The sequence below is a fragment of the Arthrobacter sp. Hor0625 genome, assembly GCF_052567525.1.
Genome location: NZ_CP199586.1, coordinates 297,245 through 317,752 on the forward strand (window position 1 = coordinate 297,245; position 20,508 = coordinate 317,752).

The following is a 20,508-nucleotide window of genomic DNA, read 5'->3' on the forward strand; positions in this document are numbered from 1 at the left end:
ACGGGCTAGCCCACGGAGAGCGGGGCGTCGGAGAAGATCGCCTCGATCACGCTGTTGGCCCAGGCCAGGATCTCGGCGTCCTGCAGGTCGCGGCCGCCGATCCGGGCCGTCTTGGGCTTGGGGATCAGGACCGCGTCCAGGGCCGGCTTGGCCTGCGAACCGGGGTACATCCGGGCCAGCCGCATCAGCTTGGACTCGGGCAGCTGCGCCGGGGAGAACTTGATGAAGTTGCCCTGCAGTGCGACGTCGGTCAGGCCGGCCTCGCGCGCCCCGACCCGGAAGCGGGCCACGGCGACGAGGTTCTGGGCCGGCAGCGGCAGCTCGCCGTACCGGTCCACGAGTTCGGCCTGGACCTCGTCGATCGCCTCGTGGGTCAGCGCGGCGGCCAGCTTGCGGTAGGCCTCCAGGCGCAGCCGTTCGCCGGGCACGTAGTCGTGCGGCAGGTGCGCGTTGACCGGCAGCTCGATCTTCATCTCGGCGGCCTTCTCCTCGGCCTCGCCGCGGTAGTCCGCCACAGCTTCACCCACCAGCCGGATGTAGAGGTCGAAGCCGACGCCCTGGATGTGGCCGGACTGTTCACCGCCGAGCAGGTTGCCGGCGCCGCGGATTTCAAGGTCCTTCATGGCCAGCTGCATGCCGGCGCCGAGTTCGTTGTGCGTCGCCACGGCCTTGAGCCGTTCCAGCGCCACCTCGCCCAGGGGCTTCTCCGAGGGGTAGAGGAAGTAGGCGTAGGCGCGTTCCCGGCCGCGGCCGACGCGCCCGCGCAGCTGGTGTAGCTGGGACAGGCCGTACTTGTCCGCGCCGTCGACGATCAGGGTGTTGGCGTTGGAGATGTCCAGGCCGGTCTCGATGATCGTGGTGCAGACCAGCACGTCGAAGCGCTTTTCCCAGAAGTCGACGATGATCTGCTCCAGCCGGCTCTCGGACATCTTGCCATGCGCGACCTCCACGCGGGCCTCCGGGACAAGCTCGCGGATCTTGGCGGCGGTCCGTTCGATCGTGGAGACGCGGTTGTGCACGAAGAACACCTGCCCCTCGCGCATCAGCTCGCGCCGGATCGCGGCGGAGGTCTGCTTGTCCGTGTACGGGCCGACGTAGGTGAGCACCGGGTGGCGCTCCTCCGGCGGGGTGGCCAGGGTGGAGGTTTCCCGGATGCCGGTCAGCGACATCTCCAGGGTGCGCGGGATCGGGGTGGCGCTCATGGCCAGGACGTCCACGTTGGTGCGCATCTTCTTCAGCGCTTCCTTGTGTTCGACCCCGAAGCGCTGCTCCTCATCCACGATCACCAGGCCCAAGTCCTTGAACGCGAAGTCCTTGGACAGCAGCCGGTGGGTGCCGATCACCACGTCCACCGCGCCGTTCTTGACCCCCTCGGCCGTTTCCTTGGCCTCCTTCGGGCTCTGGAACCGGGACAGCGGCTTGACCCGCAGCGGGAAGCCGGAGAACCGTTCGGTAAAGGTCTCGTAGTGCTGCTGGGCGAGCAGCGTGGTGGGCACCAGCACGGCGACCTGCTTGCCGTCCTGGACGGCTTTGAACGCGGCCCGGACGGCGATCTCAGTCTTGCCGTAGCCGACGTCGCCGGAGACCAGGCGGTCCATCGGGATTTCCCGTTCCATGTCGGCCTTGACCTCGTTGATGGTGGTCAACTGGTCCGGGGTTTCCACATAGGGGAAGGCTTCCTCGAGCTCGCGCTGCCAGGGGGTGTCCGGACCGAAGGCGTGGCCGCGGGAGGCCATCCGGGCCGAGTAGAGCCGGATCAGCTCGCCGGCGATCTCCTTGACCGCCTTGCGGGCCTTGGACTTGGTGCTGGCCCAGTCGGAGCCGCCCATCTTGCTCAGCACCGGGGTGTCCCCGCCGACATAGCGGGTGACCTGGTCCAGCTGGTCGGTGGGCACGAAGAGCCGGTCCCCCGGCGCGCCGCGCTTGGACGGGGCGTATTCAAGCACGAGGTATTCGCGCACGCCGTCGCCGCCTCCGGCCACCTTGCGCTGGATCAGTTCCACGAACCGGCCGATGCCGTGCTGTTCGTGCACCACGAAGTCCCCGGCCAACAGCTGCAGCGGGTCGACGGCGTTGCGCCGCTTGGAGGGCATCTTCCGCATGTCCTTGGTGGACCCCGCGGAGGTCCGGCCCAGCAGGTCCGCTTCGGTCAGCAGCGCCGTCTTGAGCCCGTCGAGGACGAATCCGCGGCCGACGCAGGCGGTGGTCACCTCGATCAGGCCGGGCTGCGGCTCGGCCTCCAGGGCCTCCACCCGGGCGCAGGGGATGTCATTGTCGTGGAAGAGCTCGGCCAGGCGCTGGGCGGGTCCGGGCCCTTCGGTGGCGACGACGATCCGCCACTGGTCCCGCACGTGAGAGCCGATGAAATCCATCATCTCGGCGACATCGCCCTGGTAGCCGCGCGGTTCGCGGGCACGCAGGTTCAGCACGTCCACCTCGGGCAGCAGCTCCTCGTCACTGGCGAGCGAGCTGATCGCCCACCAGGACACCTGGTGCTCCAGCGCCGTGGACCGGGTCTCAGCCAGGGACCGGAAGCTGGCCGAGTGCAGCGCCTGCGAGGCGGCGGCGCTCAGGTCCAGCGGCGCCGCTCCCCCGTCGGACGCGGTGGACCAGGCGGCCTCCAGGAACTCCTCGTTGGTCGCGGCCAGGTCGTGCGCACGGGTGCGCACCTTCTCGGGTTCGATGACGACCGAGATCGACCCCGCGGGGAACTGGTCCAGGAGCGGGACCATGGCGTCGACCAGCACGGGCGCGAGCGACTCCATGCCCTCGACGGCGATGCCCCCGGCGATCTTCTCCAGCATGTCCGCCGCGGCCGGCAGCTCGGCCTTGAGCGTCGCGGCCCGGGACATGACCGAGGGGGTGATCAGGATTTCGCGGCACGGCGGGGCGTGCAGCACGGTGGGGTGGTGCACGCCGGGGGCCGACAGGGACCGCTGGTCGGCGACGGCGAACCAGCGCATCTGCTCCACCTCGTCGCCGAAGAACTCCACCCGGATCGGGTGGTCCTCGGTGGGCGGGAAGACATCCAGCATGCCGCCGCGGACGGCGAACTCACCGCGCCGGGTGACCATGTCCACCCGGGCGTAGGCGGCGTCGGCGAGGCTCTTGACGACGCCGCCGAAGGGGGCTTCCTGGCCCACGGTGAGGGTCACCGGAACCAGCTCGCCAAGCCCGGCCACGATCGGCTGGACCACGGCGCGGACCGGCGCGACGATGACGCGCAGGGCGGCGCCGCCGTCGCTTCCGGGGTGGGCGAGGCGGCGGAGGACCGAGAGCCGGCGGCCCACGGTGTCCGAGCGCGGCGAGAGCCGCTCGTGCGGCAGGGTCTCCCAGCTGGGGAATTCGGCGACCGTGTCCGCGGGCAGGAACGCCGCCAGCGCCGCGGCAAGGTCCTCGGCCTCCCGGCCGGTGGCGGTGACCGCCAGCACGACCGGGGCACCGCCGTCGTCCGCGCCGGCGGCGAGGCCGTCGGCGACCTCCGCGAGCAGCGCCGCGCGCAACCCGGCCGGGGCGCTGATCTGGTAGCCCTCGCTGCGGGCGGCAAACGGCCGGGACGCTTCGGCCTGCACCCGGGCGAAGGTGGCATCCGCGGCGAGGACGCGCCGCAGGCCGGTAAGAGAGGGGCCGTTGAGGCTCATGGCTGAAACTCCTGGTAATCGCGGGGAGGCAGGCAACACGAATACCCGAAATTCACAAGAATCCCGGGGTGCTTCCAGCCTACCGCGCCCCGGCGCCGGGCCGGGACCCGGGGCTAAGCTGGCAGGAACGGGCGCCGGCCCGCCCCGCAGTCCCGCCGCCCAGTCCGGCGGGGGCGGCGCTCCGAATGCCTTATGTCCGCCCACAGTAAGGAGCCACCATGAACGGCACCCCCGACGCCCAGGCCACGAAGAGCGTCCTCGTCACCGGCGCCACCGGCTACATCGGCGGCCGCCTGGTCCCCCGGCTGCTCGAGGCCGGCCACCGGGTCAAGGTCCTGGTCCGGACCCCGGCCAAGATTGCGGGCGTCCCGTGGCTGGAGCAGGTCGAGGTCGTCCAGAGCAGCCTCGACGACGGCGCGGCGCTGCAGGCGGCGCTGGAGGGGGTCGACGTCTTCTACTACCTGGTGCATTCAATGGCCGGCGGAGCCGGCTTCGAGGCCAAGGAGAAAGCCATGGCCGAGACGGCAGCGAAGGCTGCCGCCGGGGCCGGTGTGGAGCGGATCGTCTACCTGGGCGGGCTGCACCCCTCCGGCGCCGAACTGTCCACGCACATGCGCTCCCGCGAGGCCGTGGGCAAGGTCTTCCTCGACGGGCCGGTGGACGCGGTCGTGTTCCAGGCCGGCGTGGTGATCGGCTCCGGCTCCGCGTCCTTCGAGATGATCCGGCACCTGTCCGAGACCCTGCCGGTGATGCCGGCCCCCAGCTGGGTGCGGAACAAGATCGAGGCCATCGCGGTCCGGGACGTGCTGCATTACCTGGTCGGCGCGGCGTCCCTGGAGGGCCGGATCAACCGCACCTTCGACATCGGCTCGCGGCAGGTGCTCAGCTACGCCGGGATGATGCAGGAGTACGCCGCCGAGGCCGGACTTCCGCACCGGGTGGTGCTGGCCCTTCCCATCCCCGCGCCCAAGCTCGCCGGCATGTGGGTTGCCCTGACCACGCCGATTCCGCTGTCCATGTCGCTGCCCCTCGTGGAGTCGCTGCAGCACGACGCCGTCTCCCGGGAACACGACATCGACGACTACATCCCGCTGCCCGAGAGCGGCCTCACCCCGTACCGGCGGGCGGTGGCCCTGGCCCTGGGCAAGGAACGGGACGGGCAGGTGGAGACCACCTGGGCCAACGCCGGGGCCGACGCCGACCCGCTGCCCAGCGACCCCGAGTGGGCCGGGCACCGCGTGTACGTGGATGAGCGCTCCTACTCCAGCCCGGTGGACCCCCGGCATGTCTGGACCATCATCGAAGGGATCGGCGGCCGCAACGGCTGGTACTCGCTGCCGCTGGCCTGGAGCGTACGGGGCTGGCTGGACAAGCTGACCGGCGGCGCAGGGCTGGCCCGCGGACGGCGGCACCCGCACCTGCTGGCCGAGGGCGAGGTGGTCGACTGGTGGCGGGTCGAGCGGATCGACCGCGGCCGGCTCCTCCGGCTGCGGGCCGAGATGCGCGCACCCGGCCGGGCCTGGCTCGAGCTGTCGGTGGAGCCCGACGGCGCCGGCAGCCGCTACCGGCAGCGGGCGATCTTCTTTCCCAAGGGCCTCAGCGGCAAGCTGTACTGGCTCGCGGTCCTGCCGTTCCACAGCCTCATTTTCCCCGCCATGTCACGGAATATCGCGGCGGCGGCGCAACGCCTCGCAGAGACGGAGCGAGAGACGGAGCCACCGGCCGAATCGGAACCGGCCGGGCCCACCGCGTAGGATATTGGGAGCCCGAAACGACCAGTTCACCCTTTTTGGAGGACCCCCATGGCCCTGAGTGCATCCACCACCCTGCCGCACAGCGTTGAGAGCGTCACGGCTGTTTTCGTCAACGAGGACTTCCTGCGCCACACCAGCGAGCTGGTCGGCGGAACCCTGGAATCGTTCGCCGTCGACGGCGACCTCGCCGGCGCGTTCAACACCACCACCGTCCGCACCATCCCCACCACCCGGATGCCCGACCTGGCCCGGAAGTTCGTCGGCGAGAGCCTGAAGGTCACCCAGCTTGAGAGCTGGGCCGCCCCGGCCGCCGACGGCTCCCGGGAAAGCAGCATCTCGCTCAAGGTCGCCGGCGCCCCGCTGGACGTCAACGCCGTGCAGCGCCTGGTCGCCGACGGCGGCAGCACCCGGATCGAGCTTGAGGGCACGGTGACCTCGTCCGTGCCGCTGCTGGGCGGGAAGATCGCCGACGCCGCCGAGCCGATGGTCGGCAAGGCCCTGAACATCCAGTCCACCCAGGCCCAGGCCTGGCTCGAAAGCCACTAGGCGATGGAGCTGCCCGCGGCCCTCGCCGTCGTCCTGGTCATTGCCGGGGTCTGGTCCCTGGCCGTCTGGCCGCAGTTCCTGCGCCGGGTCATGAAGGACCCGCGGGCCCGGGACGCGGCCGGGAAGGCCACCCGGTTCCTGACCGTCCACGTCGTGCTGGTCAGCGTCTCGATGCTGCTGGGCGCGGCGACGGCGGCGATCGGGGTCGCGGGCCTGCTCGGCTAGGCGCCGCCCCGGGGCCGCGGGACAGGGCGGCGCGCCGGGGCTAGACTCGGGCCATTGCCGGTCCGCTGTCGAAGGGAAGATGCCAGTGCGGCCCCACCGTGTGGCCCTCTGGGCCCTTCTGGCCTACCTCGGCCTGCTCGCTGCAGTGGCGTTCTGGCCGCAGCCCGTGGACCGGCCGGTGGCCGGGCTGCTGCATTCCGCGCTGCGCTGGCTGCACCGCAACGGCGCGCCCGGCTGGGTGGATTACGGCGCCGTCGAGTCGGCCGCCAATGTCCTGCTCTTCATCCCGCTCGGCCTGCTGGTGTCCCGGCTCGCGGGCCCCGGCTTCTGGTGGCTGGGAACAGCCGCTGGACTGCTGACCTCCTGTGCGATCGAAGCTGCGCAGTTCCTCTTCCTGCCGGCCCGCTACCCCACCGCCGCCGACGTGCTGGCCAATACCCTCGGCGCCGTGCTGGGGACACTGCTCGCCGCCTTGCTGGGCCGGCGACGGCGGTCCTGACGGCCCGCGCCCGCCCGGGTGCCGCCGGACCTGGTGCGCGTCCGGCCCTGGTGCGCGTCCGACCCGGTACCGCGGGGTCAGGCCTGGTGGTCTTGGCCGGCCAGCGCCTGGGCGAGGGCGTCCTCCGCCGCGACCCAGGAGAGCATGGCGCACTTCACCCGGGCGGCGTAGCGCGCCACGCCTTCAAAGGCCGCCGCGTCGCCCAGGATCTCCGGATCAGCCGGAACCTTGCCGCGCGAGCGCAGCACCTCACGGAACCTGTCGATCACGCGCTGCAGTTCGGCCGCCTCAAGGCCGTCGGCCAGGTCGGTCAACACGGAGGCCGAGGCCATCGAAATGGAACAGCCTTCGCCGTCCCAGCGCAGCCCGCTGACCTTCCCGTCCGCCACCGTCACCCGGACGGTGATTTCGTCGCCGCAGACCGGATTGAGCTGGTGCGACTGGCCGCTGGCGGCCCCCGCCGGCAGCTCCGCCCCGGCCAGGCCGCTGCCGTGGCGCAGCTTGGAGTGCTCCAGGATGATCTGCTGGTACAACTGGTCAAGGCTCATGCTGGGGGTGTCCTTAGGCTTGGAAGTATCCGCGGACGCCGGCGACCGCCTCGAGGAAGGCGTCGACGTCGTCGGTGGTGTTGTACAGGTAAGTGCTGGCCCGGGTGCTGGCCGTCAGGCCAAGGCGGCGGTGCAGCGGCTGGGCGCAGTGGTGGCCCACCCGGACGGCGATGCCGCGGCTGTCGAGGAACTGGCCGACGTCGTGGGCGTGGACGCCGGCGACGTCGAACGCGGCCAGTCCGATCCGTTCCCGCCCGGCGGCCGGCCCCAGCACCCGGATTCCGGGGATGGCTTCGAGGCCCTCCACGAGCCGCTGGCCCAGCGTCGTTTCCCAGGCGTGGATCCGGTCCAGGCCCGTTTCACCCAGGTAGTTCGCGGCGGCGGCGAGCGCGACTGCCTGCGAGATCTTTTGGGTGCCGGCCTCAAAGCGCTGCGGGCTGGGAAGGAACGCGGCGCGGTCCATGGTGACGGTGGTGATCATCGATCCGCCGGTCAGGAACGGCGGCATCGCGTTGAGCAGTTCCGCCCGTCCGTAGAGGCCGCCGATCCCGGTGGGGCCGAGCATCTTGTGTCCGGAGAAGACGGCGAAGTCGACGTCCAGGGCTTTCACGTCCAGGGCCAGGTGCGGGGCGGACTGGCAGGCGTCGAGCACGACCAGGGCGCCGGCAGCCCGGGCCAGCGCGACCAGTTCGGATACCGGGTTGATGGTGCCGAGGACGTTGGAGGCGTGGGTGAACGCCAGGATCCGGGTGCGGCTGCCGATGAGGCGGGCGGCGGCGTCGAGGTCCAGGTCGCCGGCGTCGTCGACCGGGATGTACTTCAGTGCCGCGCCGGTGCGCGCGGCCAGTTGCTGCCAGGGAATCAGGTTGGCGTGGTGCTCCATTTCCGTGACCACGATCTCGTCGCCCTCGGCCAGCGCGAAGCGCCTGGCCTCTGCGGGCGAGCCGGGCAACGAGGCGTTCAGGAAGGAGTAGCTGAGCAGGTTCAGGCCCTCGGTGGCGTTGGAGGTCCAGATCAGTTCGTCGGGGTCTGCGCCGATGAAGGCCGCGACCGTCTCCCGGGCGTCCTCGAACGCGTCGGTGGCTTCCACCGCGAGGTGGTGCGCACCCCGGTGTACCGCGGAGTTCCGCTGCTCGTAGAATTCCTGCTCCGCCTCCAGCACGCTGAGCGGGTTCTGCGACGTCGCGCCCGAGTCCAGGTAGACCAGCGGCCGGCCGTTGACGGTCCGCTGCAGGATGGGGAAATCGTTGCGGATCCGCATGACTTCCTCGTTGCCCAGCGCCGTGGCGGAGCGGAGGAGATGGGCTGGGGTGGCAACCATGGGCAGAAACTCCTGGATCGGTCCTCGCGCGGACGCCGCGGCCGGCTGTGCCGCCGGCGCGGGGAAATACGTCACGCAGATTAATCCTAATTATCCCACGGCGGTCCGGCGGCGGCGGACAGCCGAACGCCCCGCCCGGATCTGGGGCCCGGGCGGGGCGTCGGTTCCGCGGAGTTCCTGCTGGTCCCCTGCGGGTGGGACCGGGTTAAGGGAGCCGGCGGCGGCTGGGGGGAGAGCCTCGGTCTCAGAAGGCTCTGACGCCGCCGGCTCCGACTTTGGGGTACGGCTGCCAGGGGCACCGTACGGCTCCAATGAAGGAGTTCGGGAAGGAGCGGCCAAGGCCGCCCTCTTAGCACTATTTTAGATCGTGTCTTTGAAACTTCGTTTAGTACTTCGCCTTGCGAATGCGCGGGTAGTCCGGTCCCCCAATGTGGTCGTCCCCGGTAAGGCTCTCCCGTTCCGGGGACTGGCTTAAGTCAATCGTGATGGCCCAATCCGCACACGAGTAGGGTTTACCCGACTTCTTCACGGTTCCCCAGGGGTCCACTACTTGCCCATACTCACGCCACCCCCAATTCCCTTGGTGCGTGGCGCGTGGCGCGTGGGGCGTGGCCCACGGCACCCGGGTCCCGGGCGCTACGGCGGCTGGTGGTTGTTGTTGCGGATGTTCAGGAGCTCTCCGCGCCGGCTCACGCCGAGCTTTCCGAAAATCCGGTAGAGGTGTCCCTCGACGGTGCGCTGGGACAGGGTCAGCCTGGCGGCGATTTCCGCGTTCGTGGCGCCGCCCGCCACCAGGTCAAGGATCTCGGACTCGCGGGCGGTGAGCTCTGCGTGGTTTTCGCCGTGCACGATGTCCAGCTGGCCGGACATGCCGGCGGCGACCATCCGGTGGTGCACCTTGCGCTGGACCGCGGTCAGTTTCCACTTCTCGGGGTCGTCCTTCAAGAGCCGAGCAGCCTGCTGGGCGGCTTCGAGGGCCAGCAGCAGGTGCCCGGCGTTCATGGCCTGGTCGCTGAGGGCCATGAGGCCGGGCGAATCCCCTGCGGCGACACTCAGTGCGTAGGTGTGCAGCAGCCGCGCCTCCGGCCCCTCCAGGGCGGCGCTGCTGGCTGCCAGTTGCTCGGCCGCGCCGGTGTCGCCGGCGCGGACGGCAAGCCGCCGGATGTCCGTCTCCACGGTGCGGAGCCCCTGCCGCTGCGCTTCGTCCGCGAGGCGAGCCAGTTCCCGCCGCGCGGCCCCGGCGTCCCCGCCCGCGCCCTGCTCGGCGGCGGTGCAGTACGCCTCGGCGAGCAGCCTCAACGTTTCCGGTGCCCGGTAGTCGGCACTGCGGAAGGCTTGGGCCTGTTCGGCGGCTTCGTCGAGCTGCCCTGCGGTGGCGGCGGCATAGGCGGCGAGTGCGCGTCCGAAAGCGAGGACCTGCCAGGGGTCGGCGATCAGCAGCTCCTCCACGGCGAGCAACAGCTCGGCCAGGCTTTCCGGGACCCGGCCCTGGCGCAGCCGGGAGTAGCCTCGCATCAGGTGGAGCAGCCCGCCGCTGTAGAGCAGCCGCGTCGGCATTCCCGAGGCGTAGTCATCCAGGACGCTGGCGAGTTCCTCCCATTCCCCGGCCCGGGCCAGGGCCAGGCAGTGCCGCGCCAGCACGTCCTCGTAGCTCAGCGGGAGGGCCAGCCCGTCAGTCCGGGCCGCATGCCAGGCCTCGCGGCCCAGGCCGAGGGCCGCCAGGACCCGGCCCTCGGCCATCCATGCCTCGGCCAGGCGGGAGGCGGCCGGGATGCGGATGTCGGGGTTGTTGTCGGCCTCGGCGAGCAGGGCCTGGAGCCGTTCCGCCAGTTCCGCGGTCCGGCCGTCCCAGTCCTCCAGGGCCAGGGCGGAGGCGAGGCCCACTCCCGGCGACAACCAGGCGGACCGCCCTGCCGGGTCCCCGCTGGCAGCGTCCGGGCCGGTAGCGTCCCGGCCCGCCGCGTCCGGCCCGCCGGGTTTGTCCGGCCCCTGTCCGGGCGGTTGCGCGTCGGTCCCGGACGCCGCCAGCGGGACGTCGAGCCCGGCCGCCAGATCCTTAAGCCGGCCGGCCAGGAGCGCGGCCAGATAGGACGCCCGCCCGTACCGCAGCGGCTGGGCCGCCCGCAGCCCGTCCGCGGCGTCCGAGCGCCGGCCGAGGATGTAGTCAGAGTAGGCCAGTTGGAGCCGTGCTTCAGGGCGGAGCGGCCCGGGGCCGATGGCCTCGGCGGCCCGGCGAGCCGTTGCCGTGTCCAGGCCGGCGTTGGCCGCGATGGCTCCCTCCAGCAGGTCACCGGCTGGCGGCTCGGCCCCGGAGTCCAGCGCCCAGCGCAGCTGGTTCAGGACGGCGTCGGGCAGGACCTTGCCCGCCCAGGGAAGGGCCAGCAGGCTGGCCCGCAGTCCGGCGCTGCGGCCCGCGGGCACCCGCCGCCGGATGATCTCCCCGATCAGCGGGCTGGCTGGCCGGACGATGCGGTCCGGCTCCCGCGAGACGGTGATGATGCCCGCCCCTTCCAGCGCGTCGACGGCCCGCGGGCTGCTGAAGCGCAGGATCTGGCCCAGGGACAGCGGACCGGCGAGGGCGACGATTGCGGCGGCGGTCTTCTCCTCGTCGGACATGGAACGCAGGTGGTGGTCCAGCAGGTCCGCCGCCGGCACGTCGCCGAGGTCCGGGGGCGCCAGCAGGAACCAGGTTCCCCGGCGCTTGGCCAGGGCCCCGGTGGCGCGGGAATGCTCGATGAGGGACAGCAGCATGTAGGGGTTGCCCTCGGTCGCACTGGCGAACAATTCGCTCACCCAGGGGGACACGTCGGCGTGCAGCACCTGTTCGCACAGCTGGTGCACTTCGGCCCGGCTCAGCGGGACGAGATCGAACTTTGCGACGACGCCGTCGCCCCAGAGGGCGAGGAACTCCTCGGGGACCTGGGTGCCCGGGCGGCAGGCGGCGAGCAGCCGCGCGGCCCCGGTGGCGACCGCCTGGGCGAGCAGCCGTGTGGTCCCCCGGTCCAGGTACTGGGCGTCGTCGATGACGAAGAGCGCGAGCGCCGGTTCGGCCCTGAGGGCCGCTGTCACCGCCGCCAGGACGGCGCTGGAGGAATCAAGGTCGTGGTCCGGCAGCCCGGCCAGGTAAGGGGCCAGCGCCCCGAACTGGACCGAGGCCAGGGCCTGGGTGGCGGTGAGCCGGATGATGGAGCCCTGCCCGTGGAGCTCGGCCAGCACGGCCTTGACCACGACGGTTTTACCCGACCCGGCCCCGCCCAGGATGAGGGCACCGGCCCTTCCCTCGTCCCGCAGGCAGTGGACCACATCCTTGACCACCCCGGAACGGCCGATCAGGATGGCGGCATCTGTCAGGCTTTCCACGAGGCTCCTCACCCGCCGCCGCTGTCCGGGCCGGGGCCGCCGTCCCCCGGGTCAGCCGATGCGCGCGCTGGCGGCCGGTCCCGAGATGACATCTTTGAGCTCCGACCGGCTGGCCACGTGGAGTTTCGCGTAAACCTGGTACAGGTGCCCTTCCACGGTGCGGACCGACACGTGCATCTGCTCGGCGATTTTGCGGTTCGGGGTCCCGGCTGCCGCCCGGACCGCCACTTCGCATTCCCGGGCGGTCAGCGTGGTGGTGGTGAGGGAATGCAGCCCGTTGCCCGGATTACCGAACCTGCTGTCCAGGGACTGCTCGGTCCGCTGCGCAACGCGCAGCGCAATCCGGTTGCCCGCCTCGTTGGCGCAGAACACGGCCCGCCGGGCCACGTCGCGGGCGAACACCGCGTTCCCGGCGGCGTCCGCGTCCTTGGCCACCGCGAGCAGCTGCTCGCTGGAACCGTCCTTGACCCCTTCCGCCAGGCGCAGGCACAGCATGGCGAAATGCCCGGTGACCTGGCTGGCGAGACCGGCGAGCTTCTGGCACAGCTGCCGGTCCCCGAGGCGGGCCGCGGCGGAGAGGAAAAGCAGCCCGGTGGCCGGTGATCCGGCGTCGGCCTCGCTTCCGGCCTCGTCCACGAGGGTGCGGATCGCGGAGGCCCGCTGCCCGAGTTCAGCCAGCGCGCACAGCTCAAAGTACCGGGTCATCCGCCGCACCAGCCAGGAGCTGTTGCCCTGCGGCTGTGCCACGTCGGCCAGCAGCCCGGCCGCCTTCTCTTCATCGCCGGCGAGGCCTGCGGCGTAGGCGCAGGCCGCCGTCGCCAGTGCGGACAGGCCGTCGGGATCGCCGGTGCGCAGCTGCCACATTCCTGCTTCCAGCCAGGGGGCGGCGAGCTCGAGCCGACCGGCGTGCAGGTCGATGACGCCCTGGCCGATCTCGAACATGCCGCCAAGGCGAGCCTGCGGCTCGGACGTGCCGGACGCGGACGCGATGAACGCGCTGGCCTCGCGGAACTTCGCGGACAGCAGCAACAGGAGCAGGAAGCGGCCGCGGATCTCGCGCACCGTCCGGTCTGCCAGCGGCACGGCCGCGGCGGCCGCGATAATCTGCTTGCCGAGTCCCATGGCGCCCAGGACGTTGCCGCTGACGGCCATGGCTTCGCACAGCAGGCTGGCGGTGAGGATTCCGGTTTCCGTGCCGAGCTGGGGGTCGAAGTCTTTCCGGATCGCCAGGACATCGTCGTAGCGGCCCTCGAAGGCAGCCAGCCTGGCCTCGGCCAGGCGGACCTGGGCACGGACGCCCTGCGCAGCCATCCCGTCGGATTCCCCGTCGACGCGCTCCCGAACGCGCTGCAGCGTGGCCCTGGCATCCCCGGCCGCGCCGTGGCTGCGGAGGTCCAGCTCGATCCGCAGCAGCTGCAGGGCCACCCACTCTCCCGACGGAAGATCCGCGCCCGGCGGGCCGTCCACGCCGTGGAGGACGCGCCGCGCCGCTTCGGTGTCGTTTGCCGCGATGTGCGCCTGCACCGCCTCGACGGCCGCCCCGGCCAGCTGCCGGCACCCGTCGGCTTCTTCGATGAAGCGCAGGGCCAGGGCCGGATCGGAGGCGTTATTGGCGGCCCGTGCAGCCACGAGGGCTGTTCCGGCGCTGATCGTTTCCCCGCAGTCCAGCGCCCAGGCCACGCCGGCCGGGCCGCGGGGCGCGTCCTGCTCGGCGTCCGAGAGCACGGCGGTCAGCCGCCGCCGCAGTTCCGCGCTGCGGCCCGGAGGCACGACGCCGGCCACGATCGCGGCGGTCACGGGGTTGGCCACCGCGACCATCGGCGGATGGTCGTGGCTGACCTGGATCAGCGCCCGTTCCTGCAGGCTGTCCATGTCCTGCGGGTTGAAGATCCGCATCAGCACCTGCAGGGGCACGGAGCCGGCGAGGGCCAAAAGCTCGAAGACGTCCCGCTGGCCGGGGGTGAGCCGGTTCAGCCGCGCCTTGACCACGTCCCGCACCTCCCCGGTCAGGGCGATCGGCCGGCCGCCCAGGACCCAGACGCCGTCCTGCCGGACGATGGTGCCGAGCTTGATCTGCTCCCGCGCCAACGAGTGCAGGAACAGGGCGTTCCCGCCGCTGGCGTTCCACAGCGCGCGGGCGGCCGAGTGCGAGAAGCGGCCGCCGTACTCCTGGTTGAGCGTCGCGGCCGTCTCCGCGAAGTCGAACGGGGCCAGGTCAACCCGGCGCAGCAGGTCGTCCTTCCACAGGCCCATGATGTCTCCCCCGACATGGTGCAGATCCACGCAGGCCGCGAGCAGCGTGACGTGTCCGCCGGCGCTGAGCTGGGCCACCATCATGCAGGACAGGTCATCCAGGTCGTGGATGTTGTCCACGAAGAGGACCACGCCCCGGCCCTGGGCCTTGGCATGGAGCAGCTGGGTCAGCCCGCGCAATACCATCAGCGGGTGCTCCAGGTGGGACGCGTCGAGGTCGTTGAGCAGGACGCTGAGCGCCCCGTACGGAAGCTTGGACGCGATGGAACTCCCCCGGACCTGGACCACCAGGTGGTCCCCGCCGAGCTGTTCGAGGGCCCGCTGGGCGATGAAGGACTTTCCGGCCCCGTGCTCGCCGACGAGCACGACGCCGCAGCCGACGCCGGACTTCAGCGTGGAGACGATGTCTGTGACGGTGTGCTGGCGGGTGAAGGGTTTTTCGTGCCGCTCCTGGAATGGCCGGCGTGCTGGCGGAATCGCCTCGGTTTTACCGCTGCCGGCGGACACGCCGGATTCCTGCTGAAACATGGAGAGACCTTCGCAATCTGGAGAGACCTTCGAGACCTTCGCAATCAATGGACCAGTGATAAATCCACGCTAGGCACTCGTGCAGGCGACGGCATCCGTAAGTACTACTCGATTGCGGAGCGGGTACGGAGTCGGCGCCTACGTGCCTGTACTCAGAAAGAGCGGGCCGCCCGGGTGGCCGCGCCCAAGTAGTGTGTCGCGGAACGGGTGGCCGCCGGGTAGTGGCGGCGCGGCAGGACGCGTGTCCGCGGGTTTGCTCCGGTGTTCTTCGGTGTTCTTCGGGTGCAGTCAGGGATCGGCGGCTGCTACCTGGTCCGGCGGTCACCTAGTCCGGGGCCACCTGGCGGAGCTGGTCGCGGCCCTTGATGTTCAGCTTGGCGTAGCTGCGGTAGAGATGGCCCTCCACGGTACGGACCGAGACCTGAAGTTCGGCGGCGATCTGCCGGTCGCTCAGGCCCCGGACCGCGAGCGCCACGATGTCCCGTTCCCGCCGGGTCAGGAGGCCGAGGCCGCTGTCCTCGTCGTCCGCTTCCGCTCCGTCCTGGCTGTCCGCCCGGTCGCGGCAGCGCTGCCGCTGCGATGCCGCCATCCGCTCGCGCAGGGTGTCCCCGGCTGCCTGGTAGGCGGCTGCGGCGGAGCCGTAGGCCTGGGCGGCGAAGCCCCAGAGACCGGCCGCTTCGCAGGCCTTGGCGGCATCGAGCTGGCCGCCGGGATCACCGGACCCGAGCGCGTCGGCGTAGCCGCACACGGCGGCTGCGCGGCGGCCCTGCAGGCCGGGCTTGAGCTCGCGCAGCCGGGAGGCCGCCTCCAGGTCCCCCAGGGCCAGGCGGAAGGTGAGCGCATCGAACTGCAGTCCCGCGGTGCGGGGGCCGCCGTCGGGCTGTCCCAGCCGGTCCAGTTCTTCCGCCGCGGCGCCCAGGCTGCCGTCGAGGCGGGCTTTGCCGTACACCACGGCCATTTCGGACAGGGTGCGCAGGTAGCGGGAGACCGCCGGCCGGGCGGACTCGTAGTCGGCCAGCAGCCCCGCGGCCTTGTCCCGGGCACCGATGTCGGCAGCCGCCGCAAAGGCCATGGCGGCCGTCACGGAGAACAGCTGCTGGGGGTCGGCCACGCGGAGTGATTCGAGCGCCGCCCGCAGCGTCCGCTTGGCCTCTGCCGACCGGCCCTGGTAGAGCAGGATGATGCCGGTGGCCGTATGGACCCCGCCGCCGAAGGAAATAAGGCTGGGACCGTAGGCAGCCACGAACCCGCCCATCAGACGCTCCGCGGTCTCCCAGTCGCCCCCGTGGATCGCCGCCGTCATCGCCCGCACCGCAAGGAAGTCGTTGAGGAAATACAGCTCGTCGTGGTCGGCACCCGCGGCTGCCAGCGCCGCCGCGGCGGCGGAGGAGGCGCTGTCGGGCAGGCCCCGGACCAGCAGCCGCTCCGCGTGAAGGGCCAGCCTGAACGCCTCTTCCAGGTGGTTGCCCGCTGACGCGCCGTCGGAGCCCGCGCCGTGGGACCGAGCGGCGTCGTCCGGGCCGCCTTCCACGGCATCCTCCCCGGCGAGCGCGAGGACCATGCTGCCGATGGTCTGCACCCGGTCCCGGACGGCCGTGAGGATACCCTCGGCGTCGTCCGGGTTCTGCGCGGCGAGCCGCTCGCCGGCGCGCAGCAGGGCCTCGGCGCGCTCCATGATCTCGGCCGGGGAATGCCCCAGCGCGGACAAGACCGCCGCCCACAGGAGGGAGCCCGCGAGGACACCCGCCACCGTCTGTCCCTTGGCAAAATCCGCTTCCAGGATGTCCCGTGCGGCCTCGTGGTCTGCGGTGTTGTAGTGCGTGCGGGCGATCACCGAGCGGGCCGTGAGCTTCAGTTCCGGGTCCTTGACGTGCGACGCGGCCCTGCGGGCGAGGTCGTCTTCGAAGAGCCGGCTGGCCAGCACGGCGGCCCGCAGCAGCTGCCGGTCCTCGACGTCGACGCCGCATTCCAGCGACCAGCTCACCTGGCGCAGGAGGCCCTCGGCGGTGACGGGCTCCCGGTCCATCAGCCGCAGCAGGCTCTGCCGGAGCTGCAGGCTGCGTGCGGGCGAAATGAGGTTCCGCAAGGTGTCCCCGTACACCGTGTGCCAGAGCCGCAGCTCGGCCCGGGGTCCGTCCCCGACGCGCAGCAGCTCCTGGTCGATCAGCCCGGCCACGGTCTCCTCGTCCACCACCGCCTCGATCAGGCTGCGGGAGACCGGCTCGGCTAACGCCACCAGGTTCAGGGCCGTGCGTTCCGCCGCTGACCGCCGCAGCAACTGGCGGCGGACGACATCGGTCAGGCGTTCGCCGTGGCTGTTCAGCGCCCGGGAGAGCAGCCACACGCCGTTGCGCTGCAGCAGCGTCCCGTCGCTGGTCGCGTCATCGACCAGGCAGCTCAGCAGCAGCGGGTTGCCGGCGGACGCCTCCCAGAGCACCTCCGCCACATTGGGCAGCACCTGGGGACCCAGCCGCTCGGCGAGGACTTCGGCGCTCTGCTCCCGGGAAAGCGGACGGAGGTCGTGGCGTTCGGCGACGCCCTCGAACCAGAGCTGCAGCAGCGGCTCCGGCAGGCCCGGGCGGGCGGCGGCGCCGACCAGCAGCTTGGCCCAGCCGGCGGCAGCGAGCTCCACGAGGACCCCAGCCGTCGCGTCGTCGAGGTCGTGGGCGTCGTCGACGACCAGCAGCAGCGGCTTCCCGGCCGTGCGCCGCTCCCCCTCGAGGTAGCTCCAGAAAACCCGCAGCACCGCCAGCTGGGACGTCGCCTCCTCCACGGGCAGCTCCACGATGAACGGCGCCAGCACCCCGTAGGGCACGTGGCGGAGGGCGGGGCTGCCGTGCAGGCGCACCGGTGTGACCTGCCCGCCGAGCCCGTCAGCCACGGCCTCCATCAGGGTCGACTTGCCGATACCGTGGTCGCCGAGGACCAGGACCGCGGCGTGGGCGCCGCCCTGCAAGGCTTCCACGGCGGACCTGGTTTCGTCGGACCTGCCCGTGGGCACGCGGGGCTGCCCGCCGGCAGGCGCCACGGCGCGGGCCTTAGATGAGTCCAAGCAGATCACTCCGAGAGGACACGCCGAGCTTTGTGAAGACCTGGTACAAGTGCCCCTCCACCGTCCGGACCGAAATACCCACTTCCTGGGCGATGTCCTTGTTCGAAACCCCGTTCCCGGCCAGGGCAGCGATCTGCCGCTCCCGGTCGGTCAGCAGCGGCCCCTTGGTCTTCGGCACCACGGGCAGCGTGGGCACCGACTCGGCGAGGGACTCAAGCATCGTATGGGCCGCGGTCGCGCTCGCCGTCAGGCCCGCATTCCTGGCGAAATCGTAGGCCAGCGCGGCGCACCTGGCCTGCACCGCATCCAGTTCCATGGCGTCGGCCAGCCGCGCGGCCTCCAGCATCAGCGCCGCGTCCTTCTTCCGGCTTCCCACCGCCACCGCCCGGGACAGCTCGGCGAGCGGCCCCTGGCGGTGCGCGGCGATGTCCTCCATGAACTGGAAGTCCTTGGCGGTGCCGTTGACGGTGGCGCCCAGCATGCAGATGCCGGCGGGGGTGTACCGGCCGGCGCGGAAGTGCTGCTCGGCGGCCCGGACCAGCCGGTCCTTCGCGCCCGGATCGCCGAGCCAGCGGGAGGCCATGTCCATGCAGAAGTCCGCCGAGCTGCTGATGACAAACCGGGCCGGACCGTCTGCGGACCGGGCCCGGTCGAGGTAGACGGTGGCCTGGACGGAGTTGCCCGTCTGCGCGTAGGCGAACGCCGTTGCGGCGTACGCCTGGCGCAGCGCATGCAGGCTGGTCCTGACCTCAAGCTGGGCGATGGCGGCCAGCAGCGGATCCAGGGCGAGGTGGCCGCGGCCGGCGTACACGTAGGCGACGCCGACGGCGAGGTCCGTGGCGGCGCTGCCGGAGTGCAGGCCGTGCCCGGCCCGGCCGCTGGCGTCCTTGAGCATGTCGATGGCTTGGCGCCACTGGCCGGAGAGCAGCAGCACGTTGTAGGCCCGCCAGGCGAAGTTCTCCCGGATGCGCGGCACGTGGGACCATTCGCCCAGGGTGCCGCCGAGCTCACGCATCAGGCGCCGGGCGTCCAGTTCCTTGCCCGTCACGCACAGCGCTTCCATCAGGATGATCGACGCCCGCAGCCGGTGCGCCGGGTCCAGCGTGTCCGCATCGGCGGAGGTGGCGGCGGCCCGGAGCCGGTCCATCATCGGCTCGTAGTCGCCGATAAAGGACAGGTAATTGAACTCGCAGAGGTCCATGCACAGCCCGGCCCGCGCCAGCGCCCGGGCCTCGTCGCTGTCGGGGCGGTAGTTCCCGGCGTCGCCGAGTTCCTCGAGCCGGAGCCTGGCCGCGCGGATCCGTTCCGGGACCTTCCCGGAACGGTCCGGCAACCAGGCCATGCAGTCCGTCCGGGCGGCTGTCAGTTCGGCGAAGGCCACCGGGCCGAGCCGGCCGGCCTGGGCCTCGGATATATCGTCCAGGGCGGCCATTGCCTGGAGCGGAAGACCGAGCTGGAGGTAGGCAGCGGCTTTCTGCAGCTGGCCTTCGGGCCATTCGTTGTCCCCGGGGCGGATGCTGCCGGCGCACTTGAGCGCAAACTTCGGGTCGAACAGGCGGACCGCGGCCCGGGCGGCGGCGAGGGCGTGCGCCGGTGCGAGTTCGGCGTGGCAGTCATGGGTCCAGGCGGCGTAACCGAGCAGGTCCTCGACGGTCAGTTCCTCGAGTTCCTGTTCCTGGTGGCCGGGCACCTTGTCGCGCAGTTCCAGCCGGCGTTCGACACTCAGCCAGTTCCGGACGATGTCGCCCAGATACCGGTCGCCCAGGGTCACGAGGTGCTGGTCGGTGCGGTCGACGACGATCTGGCCGGCTTCCTCCATGTCCGCGATGAGTCCCGGGCCGAACATCCGCGCGAGCCGGGCCAGGGACATGGTGCGGGCGCAGGAGAGCACCTCGATCACCTCACGCGCTTCCGGGGTCTCGCGGGCGTACCGTGCCCGGACGATGTCCTCCAGCGCTGTCTTCCCGTCCAGCACCACCTCGTCGAGCAGCGTCCAGACCGACCCGGACAGCACCAGGTTGCCGCGCTCGATCTGTTCGGAGACTACCGCCTGCAGCAGGGTGGGGCTGCCGCCGACGAGTTCATGCAGCTGGGAGGCCAGTGCGGTCGATACCCGGTGCCCGAGGGCGGCCTGCAGCACCTCCTGGGTTTCGATCTCCGTCATCGCGGCCAGCCGGACCTCCGCCAGCTGGCCGGAGTTGATCAGCCAGTAAAAGTCCGGCGGCAGGTCGGAGGTGCGTTGCGCGGTGGCGATCAGCTTGGCGGTCCCGGTCTGCAGCAGGTTCAGCAGGACCCCCGTGCTCTGTTCGTCGAGGGAACCGGCGTTATCCAGCAGGATCACGCACGGCCGGCCGGCCGCGTCATCCCGGATGAGCGAGGTGATTCCGTGCAGGATCGCGGTGGGCGAGCCCAGTGCGCTTTGCGGCAGCCTGACCAGGGTGAAGGCCAGGCAGCCGTAGGGCGTGTTGGCGCCCGTTCCCGAAGTGCGCAGCTGGAGGGTGAAGACCTGCGGGCCGAGGCCGGCGAGGGCGCTGCGGCCGACCAGGGATTTGCCGACGCCGCGGTCCCCGGTGATAACGACCCCCATGCTGCCGGGGGCGTCCAGGGCATTGCGGACCCGTACGGCATCGGCACCGCGGGCAAGGCCTGACCACGCGTGCTTGTTGACCGGTCCGGCCGCCTGCCGGGTTCCGGCCAGCGCCGGTGCCGTGGAAACATTCCCCCAGCCCAGTGAGTCCCTCGACATAAAGTTTCCTTCGCACCGCCTCGCGGACGGCAACC

Annotated in this window: 11 protein-coding genes; 4 read left to right on the plus strand and 7 right to left on the minus strand. The window is 71.4% G+C overall.

Annotated elements, in window-relative coordinates:
- Positions 1-5: 5 nt before the first annotated feature.
- The gene (gene mfd, locus ACTWLI_RS01350; protein ID WP_445154937.1) at positions 6-3,641 is read right to left on the minus strand and encodes a transcription-repair coupling factor; all 3,636 of its coding nucleotides are present in this window, start codon (positions 3,639-3,641) and stop codon (positions 6-8) included.
- Between the two features lie 218 nt (positions 3,642-3,859).
- Between mfd and ACTWLI_RS01355 the strand changes: the two genes are divergently transcribed.
- The 4 genes from ACTWLI_RS01355 (at position 3,860) to ACTWLI_RS01370 (ending at position 6,665) form a co-directional block, all read left to right on the plus strand.
- Positions 3,860-5,395 (plus strand): SDR family oxidoreductase, encoded by a 1,536-nt coding sequence (locus tag ACTWLI_RS01355; RefSeq protein WP_445154938.1) that lies wholly within the window; start codon positions 3,860-3,862, stop codon positions 5,393-5,395.
- A 48-nt stretch (positions 5,396-5,443) separates the two neighbouring features.
- A complete protein-coding gene (locus tag ACTWLI_RS01360; protein WP_445154939.1) occupies positions 5,444-5,941 on the plus strand; it encodes a DUF2505 domain-containing protein in 498 nt (165 codons plus the stop codon).
- A 3-nt stretch (positions 5,942-5,944) separates the two neighbouring features.
- On the plus strand, positions 5,945-6,166 hold the full coding sequence (locus ACTWLI_RS01365) for an SCO4848 family membrane protein (RefSeq protein WP_056740279.1): 222 nt from the start codon (positions 5,945-5,947) through the stop codon (positions 6,164-6,166).
- A gap of 85 nt (positions 6,167-6,251) precedes the next feature.
- A complete protein-coding gene (locus ACTWLI_RS01370; protein ID WP_445154940.1) occupies positions 6,252-6,665 on the plus strand; it encodes a VanZ family protein in 414 nt (137 codons plus the stop codon).
- Between the two features lie 77 nt (positions 6,666-6,742).
- On the opposite strand, the gene sufU is transcribed toward ACTWLI_RS01370, so the two are convergent.
- The 6 genes from sufU to ACTWLI_RS01400 all read right to left on the minus strand — a co-directional run bounded on the left by sufU (position 6,743) and on the right by ACTWLI_RS01400 (position 20,473).
- Complete coding sequence (gene sufU / locus ACTWLI_RS01375) at positions 6,743-7,213, minus strand: Fe-S cluster assembly sulfur transfer protein SufU (RefSeq protein WP_445154941.1); 471 nt, start codon at positions 7,211-7,213, stop codon at positions 6,743-6,745.
- Positions 7,214-7,226: 13 nt separating this feature from the next.
- Positions 7,227-8,540 (minus strand): SufS family cysteine desulfurase, encoded by a 1,314-nt coding sequence (locus tag ACTWLI_RS01380; protein ID WP_445156086.1) that lies wholly within the window; start codon positions 8,538-8,540, stop codon positions 7,227-7,229.
- Between the two features lie 630 nt (positions 8,541-9,170).
- A complete protein-coding gene (locus ACTWLI_RS01385) occupies positions 9,171-11,894 on the minus strand; it encodes a LuxR C-terminal-related transcriptional regulator (RefSeq protein WP_445154942.1) in 2,724 nt (907 codons plus the stop codon).
- 51 nt (positions 11,895-11,945) lie between these two features.
- Positions 11,946-14,675 carry a LuxR C-terminal-related transcriptional regulator gene (locus tag ACTWLI_RS01390; RefSeq protein WP_445154943.1) on the minus strand — a complete coding sequence of 910 codons (2,730 nt, stop codon included), beginning with the start codon at positions 14,673-14,675 and terminating at the stop codon, positions 11,946-11,948.
- Between the two features lie 325 nt (positions 14,676-15,000).
- Positions 15,001-17,736 carry a LuxR C-terminal-related transcriptional regulator gene (locus tag ACTWLI_RS01395; RefSeq protein ID WP_445154944.1) on the minus strand — a complete coding sequence of 912 codons (2,736 nt, stop codon included), beginning with the start codon at positions 17,734-17,736 and terminating at the stop codon, positions 15,001-15,003.
- A complete protein-coding gene (locus tag ACTWLI_RS01400) occupies positions 17,714-20,473 on the minus strand; it encodes a LuxR C-terminal-related transcriptional regulator (RefSeq protein ID WP_445154945.1) in 2,760 nt (919 codons plus the stop codon). The genes ACTWLI_RS01395 and ACTWLI_RS01400 overlap by 23 nt, the downstream gene beginning before the upstream one ends.
- Positions 20,474-20,508: the final 35 nt, after the last annotated feature.